Below are 18,218 nucleotides of genomic sequence, written 5' to 3' on the forward strand. Positions count from 1 at the left end.
CATGCGGTTAGGCATATTGGTGCTGTACTCATATGGCACTTCACCCACTTGTGGCGTCTATTTTTTGTACGGATTTTAACTTGTGGGTACAAGTGTGGGTATAATCATACGCGACTATTTATAAACAATAATTATATCAGTGTTTTGTCTTTTATGTGCGAGTCCGGCCTTCGCACCATTAGTATAAATATGAAGTCACAACAAGGCTTTGCCGTGCTTTTCAAGCAACCTGATTCAATCTATATCAATATTGCTAATTTGAGTGCAATTGTGGATATATCCCTGACCTTCCTCCTGAGTTAAATACCGCAGTCACTTAGTTATGTCATTTTTTGTCACTGTCAAAATTACCGTTACACCCTCATTATAATTTCTCACCTAACAGGCTGGCTTTGGTATTAGCAGCGATTTTGTCTGACATCGTTTTGCCTCGTTATTTATCATGAGTAGACTTATTTACTTTCATTATAATTAAGGTCTAGGTATTTCTGGTACTGGTGATGCGTGGTTTCCCCCATTAATCATCTTACTGAAGGGTATTATCTGATAACGCGCAATCGTTAGTTGCAATAACCCCAATAAGTTGGAGCTAATAACCTAATAATTATTAGCCCCGGTGTCATGTGAGTCAGTTTTTACCCTTCATTTACTGCCGACTTTGATTGGCGAAGTTTACGTACTACTCGTAGGAGTGGCGGCAGAACCAACACCGCAACAGCCAATATTAGCAAGCTTTTTGCGATGGGACTCGACCACAGAATATCGTAATTGCCATTGCTAATGGACAGTGCACGGCGCAGGTTTTGCTCTAGCATCTCTCCCAACACAAATCCTAAAATCAGCGGGGACATTGGGAAATTCATTTTTCTGAGCAGGTAGCCAAAGATGCCTAATCCCACCATGAGCATCAGGTCGAAAGTGGTGCTGTGGACAGCATAAACCCCTACCGCAGAGACGGCTGCAATGGCGGGTACAAGGAACCATAACGGAATGGTTAACATGCGGGTGAAAAAGCCAACCAGAGGCAAGTTCATCAGCAGTAATATGACGTTGGCTATCAACAGAGAGGCAATTAACCCCCAGACAATATCTGGTTGCTCGGTGAACATCGCCGGCCCCGGTGTGATGTTATACAGAGTCAATGCTCCCATCATTACCGCTGTGGTGCCTGAGCCTGGGACGCCCAGAGTGAGCATGGGAATAAAAGATCCACAGGCAGATGCATTATTCGCCGCTTCAGGTGCGGCAACACCGCGAATATCACCTTTACCAAAGCTGTCGCTGTTGCCACTGATACGCTTTTCGGTCATGTAGGTCAATGCACTGGCGATGGTTGCCCCCGCGCCCGGTAAAATCCCGACAAAGAAACCGATTACTGAAGATCGCAGTGTTGGCCCAACACATTCTGCCGCTTCTTTACGGTTGAACATCAGACGACCGGTTTTGCGCACTAGCTTCTGGCCGGTGCTGGTACTTTCCAGCATCAACAAGATTTCACTGACCGAGAACAGGCCGATTACCACCACGATAAATTGGATCCCATCCGAGAGATGGACACTATCAAATGTGAAGCGGTAAACGCCGGTGTTTGCATCAACACCCACTGTTGCCAGCCCCAATCCGATTAAGGCGGCGAGCAGTGACTTTAAAGGGTTTTGGCTCATCATGCTGCCAAGGCAGGCAATGGCGAAGACCATTAGCGCGAAATACTCCGATGGCCCAAAGGCCAGTGACCATTGTGCCAGCAGTGGTGCAAACAAAATGATCCCGCCAATGGCCAGGATGGAACCCACAAATGAGCTAACGGCTGAAATGGATAGCGCCACACCAGCACGGCCTTGCTGCGCCATCGGATAGCCATCGAGGGCTGTCATGATGGCGGCAGCATCACCGGGGACATTAAGTAATATGGATGAGATACGCCCACCATATTCACAGCCGATATAAACAGTGGCCAGCAAGATCAGTGCAGACTCTGCGGGCAGTTTTAGAGCAAAAGCGAGTGGTAGCAAAATGGCCACGCCGTTGATCGGCCCCAGCCCTGGGAGTAAGCCAACAATGGTACCGATAAAGCAGCCTATCAGGGCAATCATCAGGTTTTGTGGTGTTAATGCCACCTCAAATCCTTGCGATAAATACATCCAAGTTTCCATCACAACCTCGTTAGCTCAGCCAAACACCAAGCGGTAGGGTGACATCAAGTAAATAGTCAAAGGCGTAGAATAATGACGTGCCCAGAACCACGCCGGACAGCGCAGCGACCCATATTTTTGCCCCAAATAACAATGCGATACTGAATGTTAGCAGGGCGGTCGCCAGTGGGAATCCAAGCGACTCAAACCCCCAGGCATAGAGCACCAGCGTAATGACCATCACCAATAAACGCTGTAATACTCTGGCGTGCGGCCAGGCGATAACATCAGGTTTACGCAGCAGCAATAGTGCCGAGCAAAGAGTCATTAATGCCAGAATGGCCATGGGGAAAGGGCGCGGGCCTAGCGGCTCGTAAGTGTATTCGCTTTGAATTCCCCAGCCGATAAATAAGCCGCTGATGCAGAGTAGGATCCAGATACTGGCAAAAATACGATCGCTCATTATCTTTCTCCTTAATTATTTGGCCAGCCCGAATGCTTTAGCTTGTTCACGATATTGTTCTATCTGTTTTTTGACATAAACATCCAGCTCTTTGCCAGTTAGGTTGAACTCAAATAAGCCGCGTAATTCACGCTGTTTTTTGAACTCGTCAGTTTGTACCAGAGTGTTAAAGGTATCGGTCCACCACTGATATTCGGCCTCACTGACCTTCGGCCCCAGATAGAAACCACGAATAATCGGCCAGACTAAATTAAAACCTTGTTCTTTAGCGGTTGGAATATCAGCGAGTTGACCGGGCAGGCGTTGTTCAGCATAAACGGCCAACACCCGTAGTTTGTCGCCTGCCAGATAGGGCACCATTTCACTTAAATCCCCGGATACTGCCTGAATATGGTTGCCTAACAATGCGGTAACCGGTTCGCCGCCACCCTCAAAAGCCACGTAGCGCATTTTATGGGGATCGACGCCCACCTCGCGGGCCAGTAACGCTGTTTTCATCCAGTCCTGGCTGCCAATTGAGGCACCGGCTCCGAATACCACACTATTAGGATCCTGTTTAAAGGCATCCATCAGATCTTTTAGCGTTTTATAGGGAGAGTCAGCCCGCACGGCGATCATGCCGTAGTCAGTACCGATGGCCGCCAGCCACTTCACATCGTCAGGGCTATAACGGCCAAATTTATTTTGTGCCAGATTCAGTAAAGAACCGCCGGAGAATGCGACCACGGTGCCGAATTCTGCCGGGCGTTGCGCCACAATGGCGTTATAGGCTACTGCTCCGACACCACCTGGCATATAAGTTACCCGCATCGGGCGCTCAATCGCTTTAGTCTCTTGCAGGGAAACCTGAATCAATTTACAGGTCAGGTCAAAGCCGCCGCCGGGTTTGGCTGGAGCAATACATTCGGTTCTGCCGGGTGCATCGAGAGCTTGTGCCATTTGCGCCGTTAGTATTAAAACTGAGGCGACTAAGGTGCGGGTAATTATTCTTTTCATATTATTCCCTTATTATTTTCTTCTAAACTGTGAGCTTTCCCGCGATTGCGAGGTTGCTGAATTGTTAATAGATTAACCTTTCAGTTACCTTTCAATGGGCAGGAAAAAGTGCAGGATGTGATATGCGTCTCTTGTTGGTAGAAGATCATCCCGAGTTATCTCACTGGTTACAAAAAGCATTGACCCATGTGGGCTTCGCTGTGGATGTGGCAAATGATGGTGTTGCCGCCGATCATTTGCTGCAAAACGAAAATTACGCACTGGTGGTATTGGATGTAGCATTGCCGCGCCTGAACGGGTTAGACCTGCTGGCACGGCTACGTAAACGTGGGCAAACGCTGCCTGTATTGTTGCTAACCGCCAGAACGGAAGTGGCAGACCGAGTGAAAGGACTGAACTTGGGGGCTGATGATTATTTGACGAAACCGTTCGAAATGGATGAGCTGGAGGCGCGGATACGTGCTCTATTACGGCGTAGTGTCGGTGGGAACGGGCAGGTGGTGCAGTTTGGTGATTTGACCTACCACGACGAAGGATACTTTCTGCTAGCTGATAAGCCATTGGCGCTGACACCGCGGGAATCGGCAGTATTAACTTCACTGATGCATCGCCGGGGGAGACCGGTTGCCAAGCAACAACTGTTTGAGCAGGTATTTACCTTATCCGATGATGCTAATCCAGAAAGTATTGAACTGTATGTGCATCGGGTACGTAAAAAGCTCCACGGCGCTAACGTGTCTATCCAGACCTTACGCGGTTTAGGTTACAGTTTGGAATGTGCCGATGGAGCGCTCTAATACTATTACGTCACGATGGTTTAAGGCACCGCGTTCGCTGTTTCATCAATTACTGCTGTTTTTTGGCGTACCCTTATTGATTTTGGGCGGGATTTCTATTTATACCCACTATATCAGTGCCATGAATGCAGCCACGTTAGCTTATGACCGTACCCTATTAGCTTCTGCCCGGACGGTGGCGGAGCGGCTGGTTGTCCGTCATGGGCAGCTAGAGGTTGATGTCCCTTATATTGTCCTCGACAGCTTTGAACGTAATATGAATGATCAGCTTTACTATCAGGTGATTACGCCAGAGGGAAAAAGTATTGCGGGCTACAATGATTTACCGCCTTTCCCACCCAATACGCCGCGATCTTTGCTCTACCCTGCATTGGTACATTTTTATGATGCCGAGTACCGAGGCAAACCCATACGCGTGGCGGCACTTTATCAACCCGTTAATGAGTCCGGAGTTATGGGTATGGCGATGGTGCTGGTGGCTGAAACGCTAGCTTCCCGCCATGACCTGGCACAGCAGATCATGATGTCGGCAGTTTTGACCCAAGGTACACTGGTGCTATTGACACTGATAATGGCGTATATCTTACTCAAAGGTATTCTTAAGCCATTACGCAAGCTGTCCGGTCTGATGCTGCGTCGCGATCCTGGTGAACTGACCCCGCTCCCCAAAGTGTTGCCATGGTCAGAAATGGAACCTTTGTTATTGGCGTTTGATCGCTACATCGAGCGTTTACGGGAAATGGTGGCACGGCAGGGGCGCTTTAGTGCCGATGCTTCTCATCAATTGCGTACACCGCTAACGGTATTGAAAACGCAGGTGGCGGTGGCTCTGGCCAGCGACGATTCGCAACAATGGCGTGAAAGCCTATTAGCGATGCGCGGGACGCTGGATCACACGGTTTCCCTGACGGATCGGTTATTGCAGTTATCACGGATGAAAGTGCACGAGCGCAGATTACAACCGGTTAATCTCGGCCCACTATTACGAGATGCGTGTTTTGCTCATCTTGCCCAAGCCCGTAGCAAGCAGATTGATCTGGGCTATGAGGGGGCGTCCGAGTGCTGGATCGAGGGGGATGCTTTGTTGCTGACCGAACTGTGTGACAACCTGCTGGACAACGCGTTGAAATACACGCCAAAGCAAGGTGTGGTGACGGTACGGTTGGTTATAGGCAGTGAAGTTGAGGGCTGTTTGTTGGAAATAGAGGACAGTGGTCCCGGTATTGGACAAGATGAAGCCGTGCAAGCGCTGATACCCTTTCACCGACTGGACAATGTGGGTGAGCAGCCAGGGGCTGGTTTGGGGTTAGCCTTGGTAAAAGACATTACGACGTACCATAAGACCCGCCCAGAGTTATTGCACAGTGAATTATTAGGTGGTTTATTGGTTCGGATAAATTTTCACTTGCGTAAGTGATGTGGCTTACCGGTTCTGCATCACACAGTTCCGGTATAGGCGATCAAGGTGTGTTCTTCGTAAAGGGTTACAGTTCGTGCAAATAATCTACTTATGAAATACGACAGGAATACGTTTTGATAGAATGAAATAAGGTATCCACGCGAATATACCAACAATCGCTGAACTTATGGTACGAATATCATTACTATCTAAGGATAGATTAAATAAGGCTGCGGGGAGGACGGTCATTCCGGCTGTGGTGATAAAATTAACAATATAATAAGTAATCATTAATTTTTTTGTTATTTTCTTTCTTCTAAAAAAAGCCAGTGCTGCAATAACCGCCATAGCAAAATATATCAAAATACATAAGAATGCGAATATACCGTAATAAGTGACAATTCCAGTATTCTCAAAGTGACTTAGCATCATACTTGCTAGGGTGAAAATTGAGAATGGAGTTAGAATTAATGTCACAATTAACCCTAAAGCAGGTAAGTATAGAATACCATTAATCTTCTGAGCTTCTAGTTCTTCACATGTCAAACATAACCCAGATTCTTTTAGAGCTTCGGTATCACAATTAAGGCACTTCATATTATTTCCCATAAATATTCTGCAATGGTGGCTGAGTTTTATTAACAATGCTTATCTAACCATGCATAACATGGTTAGATAACAGAAAAATCATTATCATCGTACTGTGGTTCAAAGAATTTGACCAAAGTTAATGTTTATGAAAAGAAGCCTGTTTTTTTACATAGTTCGCCTTTCCACTCTTTTAATTTATCATTGCTCGTTAAATCATCAATAGTAACGCTTGCTGGACTGCTTAGGTATTTACTCGGCTCAACATGAATTTCATATTCATGATTTTTTTCAGGTATAAAGTATGTACTATTATTATAAACATTAGTGGCACCAGAATAGGTTTCTTGCCGTGTTGTGTTAACGATAGCCAGGTATTGCCCAGATTTAATTGAGTATTCTTTTACAACTTTATTTTGAAACTTCCCAGGCTTCTGCATACCTATACTCTTTGTAGAACCCACACTCTGATCAGCTTGGTCTATCAAAGATAGATGAAAAGTGGATGTTAACTTTCGTGAGTCTACTTCTTTATAACAATTTCCTAATGGCTCATAAACAACAAGCCCAATAATTCCTCTATCCAGCACTCTTATTTTTGCTGCATCGGCACCGGTATAATCATCGACAGAACTTCTCGTATCGAGTTGACAACCAGATAAGAAAATCACGGTAAATAAAACTGAGATAGAACGCTTATACGACATATATCATCCTTAATAAAATGAATATCAATTAATCTCATACTCACCCCGGACAATCTTCAAACTAGAAAGTGAGCGGGGTAGGAGCCAAGTTCTAGGATCAGTAGATAGTGATTTTCTGATCTTGAATTTATCTATTGAAACCAGGCCGTTTGCTATTGTCGCTGCATTACTGCCCCTATTATCCTTGTTTTTATTCTTATTATATAGTTATTCCCGACTGTGTCTCTGGTCATTAGTTAATGCTGGATACCCAAGCGTCCACTATATTTAGCCCTTCTGTGGACATCACTCCCTTCTGCTTGGTTTCTGTATATCCCTTCACAGTCTGGTAATCAACATGACTTGTAACCATGAAATAGTTGATCATCGCATCCTTCACCTGCTGTTGATTCTGTGCATCAACACTGGTGATATTTAGCAGGCTCATTATCTGGCCGTAAGCATCCGCATACTGCTGGCTGATTTTCGAGTTATATGGACCTGTTTCATACTCGCCTTTGGCCGCTATCACATCCAGCCTGGTTTGGGCGCAGGCGGCGCTGTCTGCGCCACCATTGCCGCTCGCTTTTATCACCTTCTGCGCACTGACAATATCCGTTTCAATCAGTACATTGATTGCTGTGCTTTTTCAGCCACAGACCCAGGCTATCATCGCGTTTTTTCACACAACACATCACTGACCGCGCGCCATGTAATGCCTGAGTACAGTAACTGTCGCCTATGGCGCATGTGGTGAGAGCCATCGCCCCATCGGCACCATAATCTGTTGCGCCAAGCAACGCATCGCCTGAGTCTGCCTTCACCCAGCTTATCCCTAACCTGACCCTTCATATTTCCAGCAATCTGCTTAACAGATTCGCGGGCTTGATCTCCCGATAGCGAGTTATTCTCAACCGCATTCTTCCCAGCCCATCGCCTTTATAATTGCGGGTGCTGCGGCCTCTGCCGTAAAGGCCGATACAGCACCGACTGTCACATTGCCGTTAAAGTACCCGACCACCGCACCCAACACCACATGGGCCATCAGATTCGCAGTCTGGTTCTGAGCGGCGGGCAGATATTTACTGATTTCGTGCGCCAGATACGGCGCTGCCGCGCAGCGTTTCATCGTAGAGATCCACTGAACTGGTATACAAGAACCCCGGCCAATTGGCCGAGGTCTTATACAACTAATCCATATTGTTTTTAACTATAAATATATAAATCAATATCTATCTCAGCCCCGATCTTGCTTATAAAAGCCAGTTTTTCTGTAGTAAAACTCATTCCTGGCTTTTCACCATTTTCAATCTTAACTACAAATGAAAAAATAAAATTTACGTTATATTTACTTTTGACATACCGTAACTCATTTTCTTTACCATCAAGCAATGAAATTATTTTATCTAGCTGTTCGTTAATATCATGAGATACTTCATCGTCCGTAGACAATTTCCAACTTGTCTCAATGCTTGGCCTTTTTCTGCCGTCAGGAATACTTCCCTTTATCCTTACTTCATTAGGCTGAAGGCAAAGTTTCCGGGTAACATCATCAACATCGAAAGAGTCACCATAAATAGAAAAATATGCCAATACTGTTGTTTTACCCATAATCATATCCTATTTAATGTACTCACCTGTCGGTATACCTTCACCCTTGCCGCCTTTCTTAAAGATCCACAGTTGCCCAGAGTCTCTATCTACATAGATGTCATAATTAGAATTCTTACCATCACCCAAGAAGTCCTCCTTCAAAGCATGAGCATCTACGCCATTATTTTTTAAATAGTTATCATCTGCCATTTTTATATTAGATGGCTTTTCTGCCCCATTATCATGTCCATCACTTGTCATATTATTTGGCAAGTTAGGTACAACTTCTGTGTTGCCCGTGTTATTGGGTAATTGATCTACAGCTTGATCCCCACCTGTATGGCCAGGTCCGGTATTAATCTGACTGCCATCACTACCAGTATGGTTTGCCCCTTGGTCTGCTAGCTGATCTCCCCCTGTATTCGTTGGCCCTGATCCCGCTATCTGGTCACCACCAGTATTAGAAGGCCCATTCTCCCCTTGTCCCATCATTGCCTGAATAGCCAAGAGAGCAACTTGTACGGCCACTGGACAATCGCCGCCAGAGAGGCATTTCGTCACAACATCTTTACCAAACTCGTTCACCGCTGCATCCAGCTTTTGCGATATCACAGCATTAGCTTCACTCTGCGGCGTTTGCCCTGCTACCGGTGGAGGTGGCACCAATATTTGCAGCAAGAAGTTATTCTCTACCGCATTCTTACCCGCTTGCGCTCCCGCAACCGTATCTGCGGTGCTGCCACCCGCCAATCCACCGGCTAATCCTGCCGCCAGTGTACCCAACGCGCTGATGGTTTGTCGCTGCTCTTCGGTCAGATCTTCACGATTAATCCCTGGATACATCTGTTGGGCGATATACTCACCCATCACCGCGCCTGAAGCCCCCGCCAGCGCACTGTTTCCATTCACCTGTGCCATGACAGCACCCAATACCGCGTGCGCCATCAGATTGGCTTCGGTGTTGACCTTACCGTTAGCATCGGTAGTCATATTGTGAATAACTTCAGCCAGATACGGTGCAGAAGCTCCCGCCAGTGCTTTAGCCATATCACCCCCAGCCAGCCCTTGTATGGCGGCTGTCGCGGCCTGAATACCCTGTTGCAGCGAACTGCCGGTGCCGTACTCTTTCATCACTTTTTTATAGGCATCAGAGTCTCTCAACTCTGCCATATAAGCTGCGCGCTCTTTCTCGGTGGCATTTTCTTTTAGTGGGCCAAGTTGTTTCTCCGCCGCCTTCAAGCCGTTGATATCGCCCTGTGTGCGCACAATATCACTGACCTGGCTGCCTATCTCACCTATCAGCTGCGCTTCCCGCAGGCGGTTTTGCTCTTTCTCTTTGTCGAAAATAGGCGACAGGGCGTTGTTGGCGTGCTCGACATCGCGACTCAGGTCATCAACATTTTGCTGTTGTTTCTCGGTGTCACGAATGGTGATGGTGCCATCGGAGACTGCCGCATGGGTGATGCTATCGGCGTGACCTTCATTGTTGACGCCCGTCAGCAAGCCGTTGGCCATATTACCGGTAAACTGACCGCCGATATTGCCGCCGGTGCTGATGCCCACACTTTGATGCTCAACCTTGAAATCGGCTTTATTTTCAATATCACTGAAGCCCAGCGTGCCAGTATCCAGTGTGTTTTTATCGGCGGTAGCGGTGGAGCCAATCACTGCGCCGTCAAGCTGAGTATGCTCGCCGACTGTAATATCAAAGCCGCCTTTGCCTGCAAAAATGCCGGTCTGTTCCTGCACCGAATCAAAGTTGCTGTGCATCTTGTCCTGGCTGGCATTGATGCTGGCGCTGCCGGTCATCGAACCGAAATTGAAGCTGCCACCGACACTGGCGTCTTGCTGCTTCGAATCGTAACGGTCGCTGTCTTGCTGGCTTTGCAGCAGCAGGTCACGGCCCACATCCGCTTTGACTGTTTCCCCGCTGACCTGCGCGCCTTGCAGCACGGTGTCGCGGCCACTGGTGATGTTGAGCTGGTTACCGGCATTGACCGTGGTTTCCGTGTAAGAAACCCCGTTGCCGCTTTCACTGCCTTTGCCCTTATTCAGGCTGGCCGACACATTGATGCCCCAGCCACCCTGACCGGCACCAATACCTACGCCCAGTGAGCCGCCGCTGCTGCTGTTACTGCCGTCCAGCGTCTGGCTCTCTTGAGTGGATTGCAGAATCACATCGCGATTGGCTGTCAGACTGGCGTCTTTACCGGCCTGTAACTGGCTGCCCTGTACCACAATGTCGCCATCCTGACCTTTCACGCCGTTACCGGTGGCGGTGATATTCAGGTTATTGCCCGCCGTCAGGGTGCTGCCCTGATGGGTGGTTTGATTAACGGTTTGTTCTGACTTTGACGACTGGCTACCATAAGACAGACTGACACCAATGGCATTTTGGTCACGGGCATCCAATGTGGCCAGTTGCCCGCCTTGCACTGCCTGCATGCCACTGAGTGCCGCCTTCACACCTTGCAGAGCAGCCAGCCGGCCATTGCTTTCTTCGCTGGCGGCTTTGGCGGTGGTAACGGCAGTATTCAGGGCGCTGCCCACCGTGCCGGACAGGGCCAGTGTCAGGCCGCTCGATTTTTGCTCGACGGTATGGGTCTGGCTGCTCTGGTTTTCGGCCGCCAGAATACTGACGTTTTTCCCGGTCAGATTGATGTCTTTACCGGCTAACACCTCGGAGCCTTTTACCGTCAGGTCTTCACCGGCGGTCATGTTGACATTGCCCAGTAGGCTGCCGACGGTGCTGCCCACATTGGACGTCGATTGGCCGGTATCAGTGACTTTGGTGCTGTTACTGCCCACCGTCACACCAATACCCCCGGTGCTCATCAGGCCGGATTTTTTCTCCTCACGCAGATGAGATTCACTTTCACTCTGCTGCGCGGTGCCGATAATGATGTTCTCTTGCGCCCGCAGATTAATATCGTTATCGGCCACCACATTACTGCCAATGACCACGATATTTTTACCGCTGACATCAATAGAACCCGCCGATAGCATTGAGCCCACCGCCAGTGTCTGGCTAATACTGTCTTCAGTGCGGGTGGTAGTGCTGGACGCCAGCCCTTTGCTTGTTCCGGTATGAGTGCGCTGCGCATCATGTTGTTCAGTCTGGGTGGTGAGGTTGACATCCCCGCCCGCCGCCAGTGTCAGCGCACCCGAAGTTTGTACCGCGCTGGCACTGATATTGATGTCGTGTGCCGTGTTCAGGTTGATATCGCCGGTGGCGTTCAACTGGCTGCCAAGCAGGGTTTCATCATAGAGATCCACCGAGCTGCGACTGCGTTTGCTCGACGATTCACCGGTGACATTAAGGCTGTCAGTGGCCGCACTGAGGTTAATATTCTGCGCCTGCACATCAATACTGCCGGCATTAATGGTGGCTCCCACGGCGGCCAGATTGTTAACGTTGGCGGTCAGTGCGCCACCGACATTCACTTCACTGCCCAGATGGCGGATATGCTCACTGGTCGAGCTGCTACGGCCATAATTTGCCGTTATCTGGTCGCGGGTTTGCACCGTATTGAGCAACCAGTCGCCGCCGGTATTGACCTGTAAATCCTGACCGACATTGAGGCCAGCGCCTTGCATGATAAAGTCACGTTCAGTATTGATAACCGCGTTATTGCTGACATTGATGCTGGCCAGCGGCCCCAGCACGGTTTGGCTGCGCTGGACGGCCCCATTATCACTGCTGAGCTGCGCACTGTCGGTGCGCAAAATGATATCGCGGCCGCTGTCCAGTTGCAGGTTGGTGGCAGTTAATCGGCTGCCCGTCAGGTCAATATCACTGTTCAGTGTACTGAGTAACATGTTGCCGCCCGCCTGAAGTAAACCCCCGCGGTTATTCAGGTTGATGTCCTGCGCCATGCTGATTTGCAGGTCATTGGTGGCGTTGATAGCCCCCTGATTGGTGAAACCCTGAACCTCGGTTAAGGCGATATTCTCTGCCGAAATGAGCGCGCCGTTGGCCTGTAAGTCGCCCGGTTTAACACCCGCCAGATAGACCACCGGCACCAGCACAGTTTGCCCGGCGACTTCACGGCTTTCCATCAGCACGATATTGGTGGTTAATGTTGCCATCTGCTCCGCACTAAGGTGGGTGCCGAGGGCAATATTGAAGGCTTCACTATATTCGAGGCCTGCCGCAAATAATTCCTCGAACTGCTCCTGGGCGCTACGGTAATCACTGGCTACCGTCTGACCGGTCAATGCCAGCACCTGATCGCGCACCAGACGCTGTTCATAGGCGTTATCCCCCAGACGTTTGAATATCACATTGGGGTCGTTATTCAACTGCTGCAGCACGTAGTCGGATCCGCGCCAGTTATTCAGGTTGGCAAAGGCAGGATTCGTTTCTATCAAGTACTGGCTGTTGACGGTGTAGTCAGTACTGAACTGATACAGCCCGCCATTAGGCGGTGTCAGAGAAATACCGTTAAACTCGATGGCCAGATCTTTTCCGCTATTGTTACTACCCTGGGGAGGCGCAATGGCACCGGGATTAGCCCCATTGTTGATCGTGGTGCCACTGCCGCTGACGGTTTGTGCGGTGAGGCTGGAGGCATATTGGTTAGTCGCGCGCGCGCTCACCTCGGGGCCCCAATCTCTGTGCCATAACCCGCCTTTATAGTTACGGTAATTCCACTGACCGGAGGAGGTGGTCTGCTCCATCAGGCGTTGTGCACTTCCCCAGCCATCTTGTTGCAGGGTCACTCCGGTGAGGTTAATCTCACCCTGAGCACTGATTTTACTCCAGAAATTCTCCAGCGTGCCCACCTGTGGGGTCAGGTTCCTGCCGGCTAACAGTTGCGCCTCCGGGCTGATGTTATCGATGCTGTTATAGGCGATAGTCGACGTATAATCGGTGCCAATATAATCGCTGTTATCTGCCCCCTCATGAGGCGGCTCGCTATAGCGCCCACCCGGTATATCGGGGTTTTCCACTGTCCAGTAAGCTGACCCATTCACCGTGTCGGCCATCACAAAGTCGCTATTGGCGGTGAGAATATGGCGGCTATTGGTCAGAGTTGTGGCGTAAATCAGCATATCCTGGCCGGATTCAATCAAGCCGGAAATATTGAGCACCTGAGCCGCCTGCTGGTAATTCCCACCACTGTCTTGCCCGCCCGCCAGAATAACCTTACCCATACCTAAAATCGTGGTAGTCGGCGCGGTATCGGTGTCAGTGACGGTATCACTGTTTTCAATCACCGGAGCCAGTAAGGCTAAAGTACCATTTTCATCCGTGGCACCGATCAGGGCGTTCGGGCCGGAGTTAGTGATGCGCTCGCGTGCTTTGAGTGTGGCCTGTGCACTAATAATGGTGCCCGTATTGAACAGGGTATTAACGTCGGTATTGAGCAGGCCGCTGGTCAAGATATCGCCGCTATTTATCAATGCGCCCACAGCTTTGAGATCGGCTTGCGTTGCAATAATCGTGCCGCTATTCAGTAAGCTGTTTGAGTCGGTGCTGAGTTTGCCACCCGCGAGCATTTGCCCGCTATTGGTCACATCGCCAGCGGTGGTCAAAGTGAAATCACGCCCAGCTTGAAGGGTAGAACCCGCCAGATGGTTGAAATCACTCTGCAAGTTGATCGTCAAATCTTCACTGGCCGTCACCTTGCCTGCATTGTTGTTCAGTTGGCTCAGTTTTAAATGGATGCTATTGGCTGCCAGTACGCCGCCCTGATTATTGAGGGTTTGCCCGGCATTGGCACTGGCATTGATGGTGAGAGTACCAAGGGCGAGTATATTGGCACGCTGCGTGCTGATATCTCCCTGAGTGGCAGTGATATTCATCTCACGAGCTTGGGTGTAACTGTCACTCAGATCAATCCGGCTGCCGGTTAATATCATGGTATCGGCGGCGAGGGTTTGTCCTTGGGCGATTAATTCCTGACGAGTATTGACCAGCAAATTACCGGATTCTGTCAGGCGGCCATCACTCTGTATGCCCGCGCCCAGCAGGCTGTTGCTGTTGCTGTTTACACCTTCGGCTTGTAGCGAGAGTGTGCCGGTAGACAGCAGAGTGCCATCACGGTTATCAATATAACCCGGCAGATTTAGGTTGAAATCTGTGGTTCCGGTTTGCGCAATCACGCCGCCCACATTAGAGAGGGTTTGCGCGTTAAAGGTTATTTTATCTGCAATCAAGCGGGCATTATTGGTATATAACACCGAAGTCGTTGATGCCGACAGGCTCTGGCTGGCAAGCACCTCAGCCCCGGTGAGATTGATGTCCCCGCTTTGTGCTGTGAGGGCCACATCACGGCTTTGCGTCTGACTACCGCTCAGATCGATACTGTGCGCATTGAAGCTCTGCGCCGTGCCGCTAATATTTTTCCCTTGGGCGATTAACTTGCCGCTGGCTTCTACTTTCAGTGTGCCACTGGTAATGCTGCTGTTGTCGGATTTTACGCCCGCACCTAACACAGCATTTCGGCTGCTATTAACCTCAGCCGCACGCAACGAAGTGTCACCCGCCGCCGCAATAGTGCCACTGTTAGTCAGTTTACCTGCGGTAGTGAGCTGGGTATTAGCACTGGCATAGAGCACCCCGGTATTCTCTATTTCAGCGCCGGTTTTCACCACTAAGTGCTGTGCGCTGTTGATTTGGCCACTGTTCATCAGCATGCCGTCGGCGGTTATGGTGATATCGCCTGCCGAAGCTCCTATCTCTCCAGCATTGCGTACGCCGACACCAGTTTCAGTACCGATCAAGCGGATTTTACCGGCATACATGCCGCCTAAATTGGCGACATCTACCGCGACGGTAGGACGTGGGCTGCCATCGCTGGCTTTGGCATTAATGCTCTGATGCGCGGCATCCACCTGATTACGTCCGGTGGTAACATTCAGTTCTTTGGCCCAAATACCGGCATTCACTTTGACGGAACGCGCGATCAGATCAGTATGGTCCTGACGGCTGCTGTCCAGGCCGTTGCCCTGAATAACAATTTCGCCTCGTTCTACATCGTAGCCCGTCAGTTGGCCATTAGTGAGTTGTGCCTGACCGGTGGTTAATGTCGCGCGGTTGGCGTTGATAAAACCGCAGCCCTCGCAGGTAATACCTGATGGGTTGGCAATCACCACCTGCGCTTTGCGCCCGGCCACCTCGATATAACCATTGAGTTTGCTTGGGTCGCGGCTGTTCACTTCGTTGAGGATAATACTGGCCTCACCGCGTGCCAGCCACGGGTTGCCATCCACCACGCCAGCAATCTGGGTTTGGTTGGGACCGTGGCCGTTATTGAGGATCACGCCGCGATTATCGACATCGAACTGGTTATAAACGTTACGTGAAACACCGCCGCTGCTCGGTGTTTGGATATTCACCTGTGGTGTGCCATTGGCGCTGTTGATAATGGTCGGTTGCTGATTAGTCGGCGCACTACCATCGGCGACAATATTGGCCTGAGCGGATAATGAGACACAGCCGAATGCCAATAACAGGCTGAAACTGAGAGGAGATAATGCACTAATACGACGGCTTTGAGTGTGCCCGACACCTGATGACGCAGAAGAGGCGGCCTGACCGGAAGCAGCAATATCAGCCACGACCATCAGCATGCCACGCGCCTTGTTAAACACGATACGGTACAGGTTCTTATTCATGGTTCATTCTCAAAGAGTCGTGATTAATCAGGCGCATTAGTATTGCCAGTTCAGGTTAAAGCCCACCGTCACCGAGTCGGTTTTAAAGCCATCGGGCTTAGACAGCGGTTTACCGGCAAACAAGTCATATTGGGTATGAAACACGCGGCCACGCACCCCGACGACACTGCCCGCCAGATGGTGGCCCAATAAGTAAGGGTCGCTACGGCCGCCGACTTCGCCGTAATCCACACCGACATACAGTTCATGCCCCGGCAGTGGGGTATACCAGCCCAGATCATTGCGCACCGTCCAGCCACGATCGGCATTAAGGGTGCGTTCGCCGTCAAACCCGCGCACTGACCAGCGCCCGCCGATACTGAACTGATCCTGCGGCGTCAGTGGGGTGTTAGTGCTTTGGCGCTGATATTGCAGGTTGTAATGGAAGTTTTGTTTTTGAATGGCAAAAGGAATATCCAATTGCGCATTCATGCGCAGAATTTTGCTTAACGCAGTGGCTTCGCCGAAATACTCTTCTTGTGCAGGAACCGCACCAAACCAGCGAGTGCCGCGTTGATAACTGATACCCGCGTCCAGAGTTGCTTGTGAAATAAAGTGCCGATGTTGTAACCCGACACGCCAGGCCGAGGTGCGGCGGCGCTGCACTTCCACTTCGGTATCATTGATGTAGTTTTTCGACGAGCGAGTCAGTACATCATAGGTCAAAGTGGTTTTCTGGCTGGCATTGCGGTGCAACAGGCGGCTAAGTTGCAACGAGACATTCTCACTTTCCCCACGATAGCTATAGTCGCCATTCAGACCCGCTACGGTCTGATGATAGTCATAACTGCTGGCGGTCAACCCGGCGGTCCAGTAGCCGAACGGCAGCGAGTAATGGCCAGTCAGGTTATTGGTGCCTTTATCACCGCGATTCTTCATTGAACCACCGGCAGAGACATAGAACTGGTCACTCAGGGAGAGGGGATTATCCAGAAATAGTGTCGCGCCAGCTTGATAGCGGCCGGTGCTGCGGGTGCCTGAGTCATCCAGTGAAGCCGCCAATCGCCACATTTTGCTCTGTTTCCAGCTCAGGGCGATATCGGTTTCACCGGGTTCAGTACCGGGGATCAACTCCATACTGGCCTGCACGGTGGGCAGACGCTGGAGATTTTCCAACCCTTGTTCAATATCACGTAAATCCAACAGGTTACCGGGGCGGGCAGGGAAGGCACTGAACAGTGTGACATGGCGGTCACTGTCTGGCGTGAGCTCAACACTGCGTATTTTGCCGGGCACAATTTGCAGCGCCAACGTGCCACTGTTCAAATCCTGTTGCGGGGCCAGCACACGGGTGGTGATATAGCCGTGGTCGACCAGACGATTTTGCAACTGGCTCATTAACAGATTGATGCCCTTGGCACCCAAACACTGGCCTTGCGCCTGATTGGCGATACGTTGTAGTGGCAACCAGCGCGGCAATGGCTCTGCGCCACTGATTTTTATGCGATCAATGGCAAAGCAGGGTTTTTCCGCCGGGAAAGAGAGGCGACCCAAAGAGGTTGAGGGTGCAGATAAACGTACATCCGGTATTGCAGGGGCCAGACGTTCTTCCAGGGCGCGTTGTCGTTCCTGTTGGTGAATACTTTGTTGGATAGGTGCTAATTCTGCGCCATAACTAGCATGTGGAATGGCGACCATGGGCAATAATACACCCGCGAGTAAACTCAAATAACAGGAACGCAGCACGATAAAACCCTTCCCCATTGATTGGGGGAAAATAAGTGTAAAATAAATTTCGCGCAGTATGCTTATAAAATCACCATTTACAACGTGTTTTTAAACTCGTAGAAATAAATGAGAAATGGCATCATTAATTGTAGGAAATATCATCAAGATAAATATTAAATCGTGGGAAAAATCTTATTTCTTTAGGTTGATTCTTGTTTTTTTAAAGATGATACG

At 49.8% G+C, this 18,218-nt stretch carries 13 protein-coding genes; 2 read left to right on the forward strand and 11 right to left on the reverse strand.

Features of this window, described 5'->3' with window-relative positions; genetic code table 11:
• Positions 1-635: 635 nt before the first annotated feature.
• From DJ58_RS06305 to DJ58_RS06295, 3 genes are read right to left on the reverse strand one after another with little or no spacing between them, the layout of a single operon-like run.
• Positions 636-2,153 carry a tripartite tricarboxylate transporter permease gene (locus tag DJ58_RS06305; RefSeq protein WP_032910488.1) on the reverse strand — a complete coding sequence of 506 codons (1,518 nt, stop codon included), beginning with the start codon at positions 2,151-2,153 and terminating at the stop codon, positions 636-638.
• A 10-nt stretch (positions 2,154-2,163) separates the two neighbouring features.
• Entirely contained in the window at positions 2,164-2,595 is a 432-nt protein-coding gene (locus DJ58_RS06300) for a tripartite tricarboxylate transporter TctB family protein (protein ID WP_004707131.1), read from the reverse strand.
• A gap of 15 nt (positions 2,596-2,610) precedes the next feature.
• Positions 2,611-3,591, reverse strand: coding sequence for a Bug family tripartite tricarboxylate transporter substrate binding protein (locus DJ58_RS06295; protein WP_004707132.1), 981 nt, complete (start codon positions 3,589-3,591; stop codon positions 2,611-2,613).
• Between the two features lie 122 nt (positions 3,592-3,713).
• Between DJ58_RS06295 and tctD the strand changes: the two genes are divergently transcribed.
• Both tctD and DJ58_RS06285 read left to right on the forward strand, forming a co-directional pair.
• Positions 3,714-4,388 carry a transcriptional regulator TctD gene (tctD, locus tag DJ58_RS06290; RefSeq protein WP_032910490.1) on the forward strand — a complete coding sequence of 225 codons (675 nt, stop codon included), beginning with the start codon at positions 3,714-3,716 and terminating at the stop codon, positions 4,386-4,388.
• Positions 4,375-5,805: a sensor histidine kinase gene (locus tag DJ58_RS06285; protein ID WP_032910493.1), complete on the forward strand. Its 1,431-nt coding sequence runs from the start codon at positions 4,375-4,377 to the stop codon at positions 5,803-5,805. Before tctD ends, DJ58_RS06285 begins: the two co-directional genes overlap by 14 nt.
• A gap of 87 nt (positions 5,806-5,892) precedes the next feature.
• On the opposite strand, the gene DJ58_RS0121880 is transcribed toward DJ58_RS06285, so the two are convergent.
• The 8 genes from DJ58_RS0121880 to DJ58_RS06260 form a co-directional block, all read right to left on the reverse strand.
• Positions 5,893-6,396 (reverse strand): DUF2569 domain-containing protein, encoded by a 504-nt coding sequence (locus DJ58_RS0121880; RefSeq protein WP_226977638.1) that lies wholly within the window; start codon positions 6,394-6,396, stop codon positions 5,893-5,895.
• A 125-nt stretch (positions 6,397-6,521) separates the two neighbouring features.
• Positions 6,522-7,082, reverse strand: coding sequence for a hypothetical protein (locus tag DJ58_RS06280; RefSeq protein ID WP_032910497.1), 561 nt, complete (start codon positions 7,080-7,082; stop codon positions 6,522-6,524).
• A gap of 232 nt (positions 7,083-7,314) precedes the next feature.
• On the reverse strand, positions 7,315-7,656 hold the full coding sequence (locus tag DJ58_RS0121885) for a hypothetical protein (protein WP_004707137.1): 342 nt from the start codon (positions 7,654-7,656) through the stop codon (positions 7,315-7,317).
• A 25-nt stretch (positions 7,657-7,681) separates the two neighbouring features.
• Positions 7,682-7,885, reverse strand: a complete 204-nt coding sequence (locus DJ58_RS22235; protein WP_004707138.1) for a hypothetical protein — start codon at positions 7,883-7,885, stop codon at positions 7,682-7,684.
• An 86-nt stretch (positions 7,886-7,971) separates the two neighbouring features.
• Positions 7,972-8,190 carry a hypothetical protein gene (locus tag DJ58_RS23750; RefSeq protein WP_004707139.1) on the reverse strand — a complete coding sequence of 73 codons (219 nt, stop codon included), beginning with the start codon at positions 8,188-8,190 and terminating at the stop codon, positions 7,972-7,974.
• Positions 8,191-8,267: 77 nt separating this feature from the next.
• Positions 8,268-8,672 (reverse strand): DUF4279 domain-containing protein, encoded by a 405-nt coding sequence (locus DJ58_RS06270; protein ID WP_032910499.1) that lies wholly within the window; start codon positions 8,670-8,672, stop codon positions 8,268-8,270.
• A 9-nt stretch (positions 8,673-8,681) separates the two neighbouring features.
• Positions 8,682-16,277 (reverse strand): hemagglutinin repeat-containing protein, encoded by a 7,596-nt coding sequence (locus DJ58_RS06265; protein WP_080725786.1) that lies wholly within the window; start codon positions 16,275-16,277, stop codon positions 8,682-8,684.
• Positions 16,278-16,313: 36 nt separating this feature from the next.
• The gene (locus DJ58_RS06260; RefSeq protein ID WP_004712736.1) at positions 16,314-18,020 is read right to left on the reverse strand and encodes a ShlB/FhaC/HecB family hemolysin secretion/activation protein; all 1,707 of its coding nucleotides are present in this window, start codon (positions 18,018-18,020) and stop codon (positions 16,314-16,316) included.
• Positions 18,021-18,218: the final 198 nt, after the last annotated feature.

This window comes from Yersinia frederiksenii ATCC 33641 (genome assembly GCF_000754805.1).
GTDB lineage: Bacteria > Pseudomonadota > Gammaproteobacteria > Enterobacterales > Enterobacteriaceae > Yersinia > Yersinia frederiksenii.

Coding starts and splice junctions, on each gene's coding strand:
- DJ58_RS06305 (WP_032910488.1), bottom strand. CDS start 2,153: ATGGAAACTTGGATGTATTTATCGCAAGGATTTGAGGTGGCATTAACA.
- DJ58_RS06300 (WP_004707131.1), bottom strand. CDS start 2,595: ATGAGCGATCGTATTTTTGCCAGTATCTGGATCCTACTCTGCATCAGC.
- DJ58_RS06295 (WP_004707132.1), bottom strand. CDS start 3,591: ATGAAAAGAATAATTACCCGCACCTTAGTCGCCTCAGTTTTAATACTA.
- tctD (WP_032910490.1), top strand. CDS start 3,714: ATGCGTCTCTTGTTGGTAGAAGATCATCCCGAGTTATCTCACTGGTTA.
- DJ58_RS06285 (WP_032910493.1), top strand. CDS start 4,375: ATGGAGCGCTCTAATACTATTACGTCACGATGGTTTAAGGCACCGCGT.
- DJ58_RS0121880 (WP_226977638.1), bottom strand. CDS start 6,396: ATGGGAAATAATATGAAGTGCCTTAATTGTGATACCGAAGCTCTAAAA.
- DJ58_RS06280 (WP_032910497.1), bottom strand. CDS start 7,082: ATGTCGTATAAGCGTTCTATCTCAGTTTTATTTACCGTGATTTTCTTA.
- DJ58_RS23750 (WP_004707139.1), bottom strand. CDS start 8,190: ATGAAACGCTGCGCGGCAGCGCCGTATCTGGCGCACGAAATCAGTAAA.
- DJ58_RS06270 (WP_032910499.1), bottom strand. CDS start 8,672: ATGGGTAAAACAACAGTATTGGCATATTTTTCTATTTATGGTGACTCT.
- DJ58_RS06265 (WP_080725786.1), bottom strand. CDS start 16,277: ATGAATAAGAACCTGTACCGTATCGTGTTTAACAAGGCGCGTGGCATG.
- DJ58_RS06260 (WP_004712736.1), bottom strand. CDS start 18,020: ATGGGGAAGGGTTTTATCGTGCTGCGTTCCTGTTATTTGAGTTTACTC.